Annotated in this window: 14 protein-coding genes; all 14 read left to right on the top strand. The window is 62.0% G+C overall.

Annotated features, from left to right (window positions below; all coding sequences use genetic code 11):
* The 14 genes from NRS07_RS19650 to NRS07_RS19585 all read left to right on the top strand — a co-directional run bounded on the left by NRS07_RS19650 (position 1) and on the right by NRS07_RS19585 (position 13020).
* Positions 1-1350 carry a TraB/VirB10 family protein gene (locus NRS07_RS19650; protein ID WP_259213582.1) on the top strand — a complete coding sequence of 450 codons (1350 nt, stop codon included), beginning with the start codon at positions 1-3 and terminating at the stop codon, positions 1348-1350.
* The gene (locus tag NRS07_RS19645; RefSeq protein WP_259213580.1) at positions 1347-2009 is read left to right on the top strand and encodes a TraV family lipoprotein; all 663 of its coding nucleotides are present in this window, start codon (positions 1347-1349) and stop codon (positions 2007-2009) included. Before NRS07_RS19650 ends, NRS07_RS19645 begins: the two co-directional genes overlap by 4 nt.
* Before the next feature lie 5 nt (positions 2010-2014).
* Positions 2015-2419, top strand: a complete 405-nt coding sequence (locus tag NRS07_RS19640) for a hypothetical protein (protein ID WP_259213572.1) — start codon at positions 2015-2017, stop codon at positions 2417-2419.
* Positions 2420-2482: 63 nt separating this feature from the next.
* On the top strand, positions 2483-2878 hold the full coding sequence (locus NRS07_RS19635; RefSeq protein WP_259213571.1) for a hypothetical protein: 396 nt from the start codon (positions 2483-2485) through the stop codon (positions 2876-2878).
* A gap of 60 nt (positions 2879-2938) precedes the next feature.
* A complete protein-coding gene (locus NRS07_RS19630) occupies positions 2939-5524 on the top strand; it encodes an ATP-binding protein (protein ID WP_259213570.1) in 2586 nt (861 codons plus the stop codon).
* Complete coding sequence (locus NRS07_RS19625; protein WP_259213569.1) at positions 5517-5894, top strand: hypothetical protein; 378 nt, start codon at positions 5517-5519, stop codon at positions 5892-5894. The genes NRS07_RS19630 and NRS07_RS19625 overlap by 8 nt, the downstream gene beginning before the upstream one ends.
* Complete coding sequence (locus NRS07_RS19620) at positions 5891-6049, top strand: hypothetical protein (protein ID WP_259213567.1); 159 nt, start codon at positions 5891-5893, stop codon at positions 6047-6049. The genes NRS07_RS19625 and NRS07_RS19620 overlap by 4 nt, the downstream gene beginning before the upstream one ends.
* A complete protein-coding gene (gene lepB, locus NRS07_RS19615; protein ID WP_259213566.1) occupies positions 6046-6570 on the top strand; it encodes a signal peptidase I in 525 nt (174 codons plus the stop codon). The genes NRS07_RS19620 and lepB overlap by 4 nt, the downstream gene beginning before the upstream one ends.
* A gap of 29 nt (positions 6571-6599) precedes the next feature.
* Positions 6600-7544 carry a conjugal transfer protein TraF gene (gene traF, locus NRS07_RS19610; RefSeq protein WP_259213565.1) on the top strand — a complete coding sequence of 315 codons (945 nt, stop codon included), beginning with the start codon at positions 6600-6602 and terminating at the stop codon, positions 7542-7544.
* Positions 7545-7551: 7 nt separating this feature from the next.
* Entirely contained in the window at positions 7552-9036 is a 1485-nt protein-coding gene (locus NRS07_RS19605; RefSeq protein ID WP_259213564.1) for a conjugal transfer protein TraH, read from the top strand.
* 5 nt (positions 9037-9041) lie between these two features.
* On the top strand, positions 9042-12041 hold the full coding sequence (locus NRS07_RS19600; protein WP_259213562.1) for a conjugal transfer protein TraG N-terminal domain-containing protein: 3000 nt from the start codon (positions 9042-9044) through the stop codon (positions 12039-12041).
* Between the two features lie 38 nt (positions 12042-12079).
* Positions 12080-12214: a hypothetical protein gene (locus tag NRS07_RS19595; protein ID WP_259213559.1), complete on the top strand. Its 135-nt coding sequence runs from the start codon at positions 12080-12082 to the stop codon at positions 12212-12214.
* A gap of 9 nt (positions 12215-12223) precedes the next feature.
* Entirely contained in the window at positions 12224-12406 is a 183-nt protein-coding gene (locus NRS07_RS19590) for a hypothetical protein (protein ID WP_259213555.1), read from the top strand.
* A 32-nt stretch (positions 12407-12438) separates the two neighbouring features.
* Positions 12439-13020, top strand: a complete 582-nt coding sequence (locus NRS07_RS19585) for a M48 family metalloprotease (protein WP_259213554.1) — start codon at positions 12439-12441, stop codon at positions 13018-13020.
* Positions 13021-13135 lie beyond the last annotated feature (115 nt).

The raw sequence follows: 13135 nt of genomic DNA, 5'->3' as shown, positions 1-13135 counted from the left end.
ATGTCCGGAACAGGCCTGATGGCGAAATACAAGCAGCAGTGGCAGGAAATGGACATGAAGTTCAAGTGGGCCATGGTGGCCATCGTGATCGGTGGCGCAATCCTCTTGTTTGCGAAGTCACGCGAGCGGGCGCAGTACGAGCAGGAAGACCAGGCGCGCAAGATTGCCCAGGCGACGGTCCAGGCGAGTGCGGCGAGTGGGCCGGCGCTCCCCAACAGCGCGAACAATCTCAGCGCCTTGCCGACATCGAACCGCAACCAGGGACTCGAGGACCTGATCGCGTCGCTCGACAAGGCGCGCGCCGACGCCAAGGATGCGCAGGAACATTCGCGGAACCTGGACGAGCAAATGCGCAGGATAGGCGACCGCCTGACCCAGATGGAAACGCGCGGCGGTTCGGCATCGTTCGGGCAGACCGCGGCTGGCGAAGGCGCCGGGAGCGGCGGAGGCGGTGCCCCGGGCGCGCCGGCGTACGAGAACCTGCCGCCTCCTGTCGACTTCGGCCAGCCCGGGACGAGCAGCAAGGCAGCTGCCGGCGAAAAAAGCCCGTTCAGCGATGCCGCGATTCCTCCTGAGGGGCACCAGGCGCAGGCCAAGCGCACGGCGATGCGTGTGTGGCACGAGGAAGCCAACCCCGCCTCGTCCAAGCGGGCCGAGTCGGCGCCACCGCTGGTGATCCCGATTAACTCGGCGCTGGAAAGCGTAATGCTTACCGGGATCAACGCGCGCTCGAACTCGGCGGGTGGCGCGGCCAGCGGGACGATCCTGTCCGCAAACAACGTGGGCGCTCCCTTCGTCAGTCGCCTGAAGGGCAACGCGATCCTCCCGAATGGCTGGAAGGTCTCGGACTTCAACGACTGCTTTATCAGTGGAACCGGCATCGCCATCCTCTCGAGCGAGCGGGCGAACGTGATCGCCGACGTCATGTCGTGCATCGACAAGCAAGGCAGCATTCACGAGGCCAAGATCCGGGCCTATGGGGTCGACCTCGATGGCATCCAGGGGATCTCCGGGCGCGTGGTGACCAAGCAGGGATCGATCCTGGCGAAGACGGCGCTGGCCGGGATCGCATCTGGTCTTGGGCAGGCATTTTCGCCGAGCTCGCTGCCGAGCTACAACCAGAACGCCCAAAGCGGGGACCGGCAAGGGGTCCAGTACCCGAACCCGAATCTGATCGCCGGCAGCGCTTTGGGCGGCGGGGTGAACGAGGCGGGCCGCGCATTGAGCAAATTTTATCTCGACTACGCGAAAGAAATGTTCCCGGTTATCGAGGTCAATGCTGGTACGCGGATCACGTGGATCCTTCAGGAATCCGTCGAGCTCAACCAGATCAGGAAGGCGAACCAATGAACCATTCCCGCAAAGTTTTCGCGTTGCTGGCCGTCGTTACAACGCTGGCCGGCTGCAGCTTCAACCCGATCGGAGAAAGCACCTTCGACTGCAACCGGAAGGAGAACCCTTCCGAGTACTGCCGTTCCTTCAAGGCGCTGGAGAAGAGCACGAACGGCCCGCTGCCCGAGAGCCGGTTCGACAAGGAATTCAAGATGAGCGACCACGACCGCGCGACGGGGATCGCCCCCGAGCCGGCCGCGGCGGGAACCAGCGGCGGCGCCGTGGTCGCGGGGCCGCTGCCGCATCAAAGGCTGAACGCAGCGAGTGATCCGGTTGCCGGCATGCCGGTGCGAAAAGCACCCGTGGTGCAGCGGGTGAAGATCAAACGGTTCGTGGACGAAAACGACAGCCTGCAGGACGACGTGATCGTCTACCGGGAGGTCAAGGGCGCGCGCTGGTCCGGCTTCGACGGATCCGACCAGACGACCCGTGTGGCCGGCGCATACCCGCACCGTGCCAAAAACAGCACCGCTACGGAGACCGACCAGGAACTGTCGTCTCCGCAGCAAACGAATCTCGCCCAGCCAGGCGGCGGTATCGATGGCGCGGCCGGGTCAGCAATGCTACCCGCTGGACTCCAAAGTGGTGGCGTCAATGTTCCAAAGGCAGAAAGGTAATCGATATGAGACTCCTGCAACGCATTTTCCTGCAACGCACAGGGGGCGCCCTGGTAGCCGTCGCGGCACCCCTCGCCATTGCCGGCTGTATGGCGGCGATGAACGGTGGCACCGCGCTGGCCGCCGGTCCGTTCGACGTGGTCGTCACGACGCTGCGCGACATCCTGGCCAGCTCGTGGACGATCATGCTCGCCCTGGTCGTCCTGGTGGTGGCGATCTGGCAGCTGGCCCATGGTGGCGGCTACAAGACTGTCGGGCTGATCCTGGGCGTGCTCGCGATCGCGCTCGTTGGCCCGGGCTTCCTGACCACGATCTCGACCAGCATGCCGACTGCGGCGCAAATTCAGGTCATCGAAGGCGCGCACCTCGTCGTGCAATCGGTGCCAGCGGTCCTTATCGCACAGCGCTGAGCATCGCCCGAGCCCGACCTCGTTATTCCTGATGTTTAACCGATATCCATAGCGGAGCAATTCATGAAGAACTCGATGATGCAACACGCCGGCAGCACCCTGGTCGCGGCAGTGGCCCCGATCGCCATTTTCGGCTGCATGGCAGCGATGAACGGCGGCACCGCACTGGCCACCGGTCCGTTCGACGTGGTCGTGACCACGCTGCGCGACATCCTGGCCAGCTCGTGGACGATCATGCTCGCCCTGGTCGTCCTGGTGGTGGCGATCTGGCAGCTGGCTCATGGCGGCGGCTACAAGACGGTCGGCGTGATCCTGGGCGTGCTCGCGATCGCGCTCGTGGGTCCTGGCTTCCTGACGACGATCTCGACCAGCATGCCGGACGCGCAGCAAGTCCAACTGATCGTGCAGGCACAGCAGGCGCCGGCAGCTGCGCCCGCATTGACCCTGGTGGCCAAGTAAGGCCGCGTGTAACCAGACATGGCGGGCGCCGGCCCGCCATGTCGCTCTGGGAACCCTATCATGATCGTCATAAACCGTCCCGACCTACCGACTCAGGTGAGCAGCAGCTTTGTGCACCTTGAGAGCTATGCGCGCGCGAGCAATCTGATCGTCTCGAAGCCCGATGGTGACGGCCTGTGCGTCGGCAGATGTTATGAGATGAGCCCCTTATCTGGCGGCGGTGCCGAGTTCGCCGGGCTGATTCAGAACATCTACAAGAGTGCTCCCGACGATTCGGTGCTGCAGATGAGCCTGCTGAACCTCCCGGACTATGATGTTCCGTATAACCTCGTCCGCGGCAAGGGGCACGGAAACAAGCTCCTGCAGGAACTCATCCAGCGTCAGGCACTGCTGTACGAGCGCGCACAACGCATCGGTGTCCTGACCGACATGCCTATCATCAACCGAAAGACGCTGATCGTGTCGTTCATGACACCGGTCCATCTGATCAACGATGAGACGCTCGAGCTCGCGCTGGCCGCGCAAAACGAATTCCTGGCCGGGCTGAAGGCCTGCGGCTTCGTCGACGTGGAGGCCCGCACTCCCTCCCAGTTGCTGGCCATCTACCGCCAGTACCCGAACATCTACGACAGGCGCAAGGAAAAGCCGCTCGACGACCTGATGGAATTGCGGCACCAGGCATACGGTCCGGATGAGATCTTCGATTTCACCAAGGACGATTACGCGCTCTTCAACAAGCGCCTTTACTGTGCCGCGGTCGTTCCGAAATCACTGCCGCCAAGGATCTCGCACGGCCTGACAAATCTCCTGATCGGCGCGCCCCTGAATCGTGGGCAGACGAAGGATGGCGGCGGCGTGCGGATCAAGACCCCGTTCATTCTCAACGCAACGGTTCGCGTCGCCAATCAACGCAAAGAGCTGGACCGCATCGAGAAGGCACTCAAGTCACGCAACCGTGCGGACAACAACCTTCCGTTTTCACTGGGTGCCGAGAACGGCGCCGAGATTGCCAGCGACCTGGATTATCTGCTGCAGACCTGCAAGGACGGTACCAACAAGCTGACCTTCACGAGCGTGACCGCCTTTGTGTTTTCGTACGACAAGGCGGAACTGGCGCAGGCCCGGTCGGACGTCAAGACGACGATGAACAACCTGGACTTCGACGCCCGTGATGTGACCGACACGACCGGCGTGCGCTTCGTCCAGACCCTGCCGCTGAACTATTCGGCCAAGATCGCCGAGAAGCTCGACTCCGAAGCCCTGGTTCCAGCCAGTGTCGCGGCCAAGCTGATGCCGATCTTCGGCGACTACCGGGGTAATGCGAGCGGATCCACCGACCGTATGGGGTCGGTTTATCTCACGCGCCGGGGCTCGGCCTTTTACCTCGATCCGTTCCTCTCTAACAAGAACAAAAACGGGGTTATTGCGGCGGCCGGGGGCGCCGGCAAGTCGTTCAAAGTGCAGTACATGATCACGAACGAGCTGGCGTCGGGGACGCGGGTTGCCCTCTTCGACAACGGGAGATCTTCGAAAAAATTCTGCGAAGGCGCCGACGGCGACTTCATCGAGTTCACCCTCGACACGCCGACACCGCCTTCGCTCAATCCTTTTACGGGGCTAAGCGAGGAAGACTTTCTGGAGCAGCATCCGGACATCACCGCATTGATCCTGAAAGCGGCCTATTTCAACGAGCCTGAGGAAAAAGGAGCGCGCATCGCCGTCAGCGAAGCAGTCAAGGCAGCCTATGGCCAGGCGCGCGGCAAGGCCGACATCAACACCGTTATCGAGGCGCTTACGACGATCAAGGAGAACACCGACGACAGCAAGCACCGCAGCGAGGTGCAGCTGGCGGCCTGTAACCTGATCCCCCGCTTGCGTAACTTCGTTGACTCGCCAACTCGTGGTGGATATTTCCTTGGCGAGTGCAACCTGGCTGCAAATAACCAGTTCACGGTGTTTGAGATGTCGGGGCTCGATGGCGACGAGCACCTGAAGCAATGCGTCCTGTTTTTCGTGATGAACACGATCATGCGCCAGATGAAAAAACTCGACGGACGCAAGCTGGTCATGCTCGACGAGGCCTGGCAGCTGCTGAAGGACGAAGGTGCGTCTGCGGTGATGGAGGGCCTGTATCGAAAAGCGCGCAAGGACGAGGGCTCGATCTGGGTGATTACGCAGAGCCCGCGCGACCTGGCGAACAACGCCACCGGCGAGGTCATCCTCAGCCAGTCGGTCTGGAAGCTGGTCATGGAACAGGAGGCCGAGGAGATCGACAAGATCGTCGCCGAAGGCGTGATGACCAAATTCGCGGGCGACCCCTACTTCAACAAGCTTATCAAGGATGTAAAGACCCAAAAGGGGATCTGTTCCGAAATTCTCATCTGCGGGGAGAACACGTACGAGGTAGTTCGCCTGTATGTGGACCGCTTTACCGCGGCGCTGTTCTCCACTGACGGTGCCGACCGCAACGTCGTGTTCCAACTCATGCGCAGCGGAGTGCCGGCGGTCGATGCGGTCAACATGGTGATCAGCGATGCGCGGGGCAAGCGCAATAAATGGCTGAAGGACATCGTGGCGCAGCTGCGCGCCGAGAACCTGAACGATACCGACATCCGCCGCGAACTCGAGGAGATCCTGAATGGCTGATACGTTCAAGAAGAGTGCGTCGTTCGCCGTGCCAGCGGTGGCGATCGCATTCCTGTGCGCCGCCTGCTTCTACGCCGGCGGCAAGTTCAGCAGCGTGACACCCAACGGCAAGTACCTCGTCGCCGACAAGAACGCGGTGATTCTGGCGGCGGTCCTGGAACGCGACAGCACCGACGCCCAGACGCTGAAAGCCGAGGTCGCGCAGCCGATCCTGCAGGTCATGAAGCAGTACACCGACCAGGGCTATGTCATCGTCGACGGCGCCCGCGACGCCCACGGAAACCTGACCATTGCCGCCCTGCCGGCCGGGACACGTGACATCACGAAAGAACTGGCGGCCGCGGTCGCCCGAAAGGAGCCAACGAAATGAAGCTGCTGAGATCTATCGGAATCGTGCTTGCCCTGGCCATCGCTCTGCCGCTGGGATACGACAATGCTTCGTCCATGCTCGACGGGGTCGACCGGGCCTACTGCGGCGGCCTCAAACCTGAGTCACGGCCGCTTTGCTGGAGGAATGTCGAATGAGCGCGCAGCCTGCGGCATCCGTGCCGGCGCGCCGTACCAAGCTCGCGATCGGCGTCGCCGTGGTCTGCGCCTTGTCGATCTACCTCGGGCACGGCCGCTCTTTCGTCAGCCTGTCGCACGATCCTCACGAGGTCAACTGTCTTCCAGAATTGCACCTGGCCCTGCTGGTGCACCATCAGCCGGACAAGGTAGAACGCGGGGATTACCTGTTCTGGAAGGCATCGTCCATCAGCGCGCTTGCTTATGTGGGCGAGGACTTCGTCCTGAAGCGCGTTGCCGGCGTTCCTGGCGACACACTCAGCATCCGGGGCGAACAGGTCTTCATCAATGAACGCCTGGTGGCCGAAGGGCTCGAGGACGCGGTCCTCTACAAGCGTCCCGCGTCCTCCTTCCAGCGAACGGAGGTGATTCCGCCTGACCGCTATTTCGTTGTCGGTACCGCCCGCATGTCGAACGATTCGCGCTACTGGGGATACCTGCCCCACGCGAGCATCGTCGGCAAGGGCTACCGGATTTACTAACTTTCGCGCGCGAAAGTCGCAGACACGCTATGCGCTACCTGATCATTCCACTCGCCCTTGGCTTATCGACCGCCGTACTCGGGCAGGAAGTGCGCACCGACGACAGCTACGGCGATGCGTTCCTTCATTACAAGCCGTATGTGGTGAAGGGGAAAACAGCGAAGCCACCCGACACCCAGGTCCGTGCCCCCGCACCTCAGCCGAAGAAGGAAGACCGGAAGGTCGACGTCAAGTGGCTGCAGGAGAACTACAAGCTGCTCGAGGAAAGGGCCATCGACGATCCGACCGATGAGAATGTCGCTGCTTATCTGTACGTCCGTCGCATTGCGATGGACAAGTCCCAGCGCTTCTCCGAAAAGGTGAGCGAAGTAACCAACACCGACCCTCTGCTCAACGAAAACAACCGTATCCCCTACGCCAGCGCTGGCGCGCAATCAATCCGCTCGGCGAACCGCCGGGCACAGGAACAGGCAACGCGGGAGCTGGCCACAGCCGGCGGCCTTGTCGTGTTCGTCGACGGCAGCTGCCGATTCTGCGCCATGCAGATGCCCATCGTGAGCGCGCTGCGCACCCAGTATGGAATGGAAGCGCTTGTCGTGTCGCTCGACGGCAAGCGTCCACGCGGCTATAGCGGTCCCCTGGTGAGGGATAACGGCTTGTATCGCAAGCTGGACCTGAAGCTGACACCGAGCGTCGTCTACGTCCACCGTCCGCGGGCATATCAGGACGGCAAGGACAATAACCAGTATCGCGTCATCGCCCAGGGCTTCTACGCACAGGACGAGCTTGTGAAGCAAATCGCGTTCGCCGGTCACACGACGAAACTGTTGTCGTCCCAGACGATGCGCGACCTGGCGGTATGGAACCGCGGGGTGGCATCGACCGAGGACCTCGGCGGCCTTGAACTCAACGGAAACGACCCGGCCGCCATCAAGCGGAAGCTGCAGCCGCTCTTGCAAAAACAATACCAGTGAGGCAAACATGAAACTGCGCACCATCGTGGCCATCAGTACCCTGTTCCTGCTGTCGACCGCCGCCAGGGCCGGCATCATGGCTGACCTGAACTCCATGTTCATGTCGAATTCGACCGCGCCGGGTACGTTCACCGCCCGGGACCGTGTCGGGATCCATGCCGGCGGTTATTCGATGAGAACCCCGATCCACAACGTAAACGTCGTCGCTTTCGATCCGCCGCGCCTGAACGCCGGGTGCGGTGGGGTCGACCTGTACGGAGGCAGCTTTAGCTTCATCAATGGTGCTGAGCTGATCGCCATTTTCAGAAGCGTCGCCTCGAATGCAGCCGGCCTGGCTTTCAAGGCCGCCATCAAAGTCATTTCGCCTTCACTCGACTCGCTGATGACGGAATTCCAGACGATGCTGCAGAACATGAACAATCTCGCCAAGAACTCATGCAGCCTGGCTCACCTGATCGTCGACAAGGCCGAGCGCGCTCTTTCCGACTCGACGGATGGCGATGGCGCGGTCGGCTCCACGGCGAAAGGCATCTTTACCGACCTCGCCGCGGGGCTGAAGGAATTCAATACGAACGCTGCGCAGTACCTGCGAAAACAGGGAGAGGTCAACCCGCGCGTCGGGAACCAGGTCGTCAAGGCCATCGTCTCCTCCGGATCGAGTTCCGTGCTCGGCGTCATCGGATTGGCGAACATTGACGGTAGCGCGGACGATTCGAGCAATCCGAATTCGCTGAATAACAAGGTACTGCTGTCGCTCCTTGGCTACGAAATCGCGGGGATACCCTGCCGCTCGTTCAACGGGGCCGGCGTCGAGGACACGACCAGCAACCAGTCCACTAACAATATTCCGCGCGTGAGCTGCAGGGGCGGCGCCACCATCACCCTCGAGGACTTTGTCACTGGCGGCGGGCCGGGCTCGAGCAGGCCGGACTACCCGCTGCACCTGTACACCTGTCTTGATCCGGCAGGTACGGCACCGTCGAGCGGTGGATTCGACCCGCAAATCTGCAGCCAGATTCGGGTCGATGACTTCAACTATCAGGGCATCGAGGGGTGGATCAACAGTATGTTGTTCGGCTCGCCTGACGACACCGGCGTCGATCCGGCGTCGATCGTAGGCATCATCAATAGCGGCACGAGCGGGCAGTTCACGACGGCGCAGCTGCAGTTCCTTCACCAGGCGAATTACCCGATCATCGCCCTCCTCCAGAAGACCAGCAACCCGGAAGCACGCAAAAGCATGGCGCGCAGGATGCGGGTCGGGATCCGCAATTGTGTGGCCGCCCAGCTCGGCAGCGCGCTGTACCGGGGAGCCGCGGCCGTCGGCAACAACAATTCCTACGTTCTGACTGACGAGGCAAAGCACAACATCGAGCGGCTCCGGAATGACTTCCTGGAGCGGCAGCAAAGCTGCGACCATGACCGTTCGGTACTGGAAATCGCCCAGATGCTGAACCAGGCCGCGATCCTCAACGGTTTCACTAACCGGTAACCGCCATGTTTCCAGATCAAGTCATCTATACGGCGAATGGCGACCTGACGACGCTGAACGCGATCCTGAACACGGTGGCGATGGTGTGTCAGGAAGATATGCTGGTGTGGGGGTTCGCCCTGCTGGCGGCGATGTGGTCGCTCCTCATGATGACGACGGCGGCCGCCGGCGGGGCGCCTGGTGGTACGGCCGGCGCCGATCTGGGCAAACGGGCGGTCGCCCTGCTGATCCCGTTTTGCCTGGCCATCTTCCTGACCTCTCCGACACTGAAGACGACGGTGACCGTCGAAAGTGGCATGACCGGGGCGACGACCTCGGTCGACAATGTGCCTTTGCTGATATCGATCGCGCCGGCGACGGCAAGCCTGGTTTCGACAAGCGTCGGCGATAAGGTCAGGACCGCCATGCAGGCGACTGGCACGGACTACGCCTCTATCTCGGCAGCAAACCGCGGTTTCATCAATCCCTTGAAAACCCTGTTGACGTCGCGCACCGCGGTGCTGCGGTTGGGGGGGATTCCCTCGAAGGTCAATGCAGTCCTGAGCGCCTGTCTGAATTCTGATTCCGGCGCCGATTACGCCCAGATCGCCGATCGGGTCCTCTTTGCCGGCAACCTGACCGGAGCCGCGGCGGGTCCAGCGTCGATTTCGGTGTGGTCGGACGTGGGATCGGAACGCACGTCGATCGGCATGTTACTGGCCGAGGCGGCGCAAAACACGACCGCCATCGTCACCCAGGTTCAGGTAGGAACGAATCACATTGCCACGTGCGCGGACGCGGCCGCCCAGGTCGGCGCCGACATCGACGCGGCGCTTAGGTCCGACGCATTCCGTCGCGTCGTGCAAGGCGCCGTGAATGCAGCGGACCAGCCGAACGCCAACGGTGACTTTACGATCGCAGGAATCGCCAGCCAGTACGCGGCGGTACGCACCGCGAATCTGACCTCTGGCGGGCTCGCCGGCGGCGTGGCCCAAGCCAACGCCGAGGTGATCAACCTGCTGTTTGCGGAGTTGGTGAAGAACGACCTGGACTGCCTGCGCGCCGACGGCACCAACAAGAGCACCTGTCTGGCGATGGCGGTGCAGGCGAATGAAATCGAGCGCAACAACATCCAGGCTGCCGCCAACGGCTTCGAATCGCTGATGTACGCCGGCGCGTTCGCTAACCAGATCACGGCCGTGATCATTGGGCTCGGTCCGGTGATCATCCTGTTCATGATGTGGTCGGGCGTCGGCGCCGCGCGGAACATGAAGGTGGCCGTGCACATGATCGTCTGGCCGCTCCTGATTATGAACGTCGGCGCCGAGCTCATCAATGGGATGATCTACATCCAGGTTTCGAACTTCATGCGTGCGATCGCGCAGGGCGGCTTCATCAACCAGTCGACCGCGGTGGAGGTCTACAAGAACTTCTCGCTCGAGATCGGCACGGCCAGCCACCTGATGGCGACCTTGCCGATCCTGATGTCGACCATCTTCGCCCTCGGTCAGTCGGCCGCACTGGTGAAGATATCCGATTCGATGGCGTCGGGCTCGAAAGACGAGAGCAAGTCCGTCAACCCGGCGCCCGTAGACGCGACGCCGCTGGTCACGAACAGCAGCGTGGCGAAGGCAGAGCAAGGTGTTGGCGGCACGAACGTCAGCCTCACGGGCGCCGTGCCGGCGATCGCGACGAACGCCCAGTTTGGGAGTTTGCATCGCGAGGCCTCCAACAGCCTGACTTCCGCGCACCAGAAGATGCAGTCGATAACCGACGGGCAAACCAACATGCAGTCCTGGACGCGTGCATTCCAGACCGGGGACTACAAGAAGCTCGGGGTCACGGAGTCGACGTTCAAGGCGTTGAGGGACGAGTACAGCCGCAACTACTCGGCGATCCAGGCCGGGAAATCGGGACATGCGGTCACTTCCGACAAGCAGAACGCGAACAATACACAGCAGAGCCTGGGCGCCAGCGCCGAGCTGAGCGTCGGGCCTCCCCTATCCGGCAAGGGTGGCCTGTTCGGCGTCAGCGGCGGGGCCAGCGTCAAGGGACAGCACACCACTTCCACTGGAGCGACCGACTCGATGTCCGCCGGCCGCAGGGTCGAACAGGACCAAAGTGTGGCGAAGTCGCAGGCACTGGCGAAAACATTCAACACGGCGCTGCAGAGCGACAAGTTCAAAAATATCGGTACCGACGAGGCACGCACGCTGCAGCACTCGCTTGGCGTACAACGGCAATATGCCAAAACGCTTTCCGAGTCCAAGTCGCTTTCCGATGTTGCGTCCGATGCGGTCAAGCGATCCTCCGGTTTCGTGTCCCTCAATGCCCAGATTGGCGGCAAGGAAGTCGCCAACCAGATGAAGACAAATCCCGAATACCAGCGCTTCCAGCTCAACCAGGGACGTTTGTTCGGGAATTCTGCGTCAGCTCAGCCATACCTTGAGCGGGCACGGCATGATATGGGCGCGGGGGTGACCGACCGCATCGTCGGGGATGACCGGGCAAACGAAGCAATGGCGCGGCACCGCGCTGCTTACCTCCTGGCTTCCGACGAGAACGCAAGGCCGGAGGACCGGCTCCGAGCGAACGAGTTCCTGATGGGATCGGTAAATGCCATGATCGCAGCCCAGTTCGCGACGGCGGACCTCCAGCCTCGCGCCCATTTCGACATCGCTTCGCCAACGGATCATAGTGGCGTGAACGCGGCCGGACTGGTCAAGCAGGTCCCGACGGGACCGCGGGCCCAGCCTGCGAGGGGAACTGGCAAATCGGGTGCCGCAGGCGGCGAGCGGTCGGTGGCCGAGCAGCTTGTCGGCGGCTACACATTCGCCACCGAGGTCGCACATGGGGTTAAAGGCGTTGCAGACACGGTCCACGCGGATCGCGCTTCGGGCGAGCGGGCTGCGGCCGAGTCAGGCCTCGACCAGAACGGCAGCGGCACCAATGCGCGCGCCGTTGCCAATACGCTGCACAACACGGTGCTTTCAGGGAAGCGCACCGAGTTACCAGCGAAAAAATAAGTCGTTGTTTTCTCAATCCGTTAGCATGGGAGCAGGTCATGAACAAGAGGCAAAATGCTTTCGCTGCACTCGCGGCGCACAAGATCAGCAAAAAGGAGAAGTATTCCTGGATAGCGGCCGGTGTCGCCATCGTCGTGCTGCTGCTCGCCTGGTGGGCTCGCAGCAGCGTTTGAGGAGGTCATATGTTTAAAAAATGGTTCTCGAAAATTCCGAAGTTGTTCAGCCTGGGGACGACTTACCGCCCGAGCCGAGGGCCGGACCTGGGGCATTCAACGGGCATGAACATCGATGGGACGCCGATGGTGGGTAATGTCGACATCCGTGGCCGCAACTTCGGCACGGGTGACGGGCCATGGCGCCGTTGACGGCCTAGCGCGTGACGGCTGCAGCGCCGGCAATGCCGGCCAAAAAAAAGGGGCGATTTACAGGCAGGATCGCGAACACGGTCTACTCGGCCGCGCTGCTGGCGATGCTTTATGACTGGCCCCACCAGGTCTATCAGAAGCTCGGCCCACGCATGGGCGCCGCCACTGCGCGCGAACAATTTATCGTCCAGGAAGTCGACGACTATGCGCGCCGGCTGCGTCTTCGACTCAATCCGACCTTCGTCATCGGCAGTGCCGCAGCGGCGGCCGGCGCGTTCTCCGGTAATGCCGTCATCGTCGTCTCACCCGGGATGCTCGACCCCGAAAAATTCAGCGATAACGATGTGCGCTTCATTCTTGCCCACGAGGTCGGCCATGTGGCGCGACTGGACGCCTACCGGTTCTGGACGCGCTGGACCGATAGCGGCGCGGCGGCGCGCGAGCTCGACGCGGACCGGATCGCCGTCCGGCTGGTCGGATGTGGGGCAATGAAGGAAACCGTTGCGCGGCACTGGCACGAGTTCCTGAAAGGCTATCAGGAAGAAGGAGACCACCATCCGCATCCGGACACGCGCTTGATCGAAGTGTGTGGCCGTCCACGCAATGAACAGTGATTGGCGGTCACGCCGGTTGATCGAGATCCGCGTCGTGGGGCGACGGCGGGTGCCAGGATGATCGGTCGTTGCAGGAACCTGGTATGTTTGGAGATCACGCTCGACTTTCGCGCGC

This window comes from Massilia sp. H6, from assembly GCF_024802625.1.
In the GTDB taxonomy this organism is placed as follows: domain Bacteria; phylum Pseudomonadota; class Gammaproteobacteria; order Burkholderiales; family Burkholderiaceae_D; genus Telluria.
The sequence above is the reverse complement of the archived record's forward strand: the minus strand, read 5'-3'. Positions and strand labels throughout refer to the sequence as shown.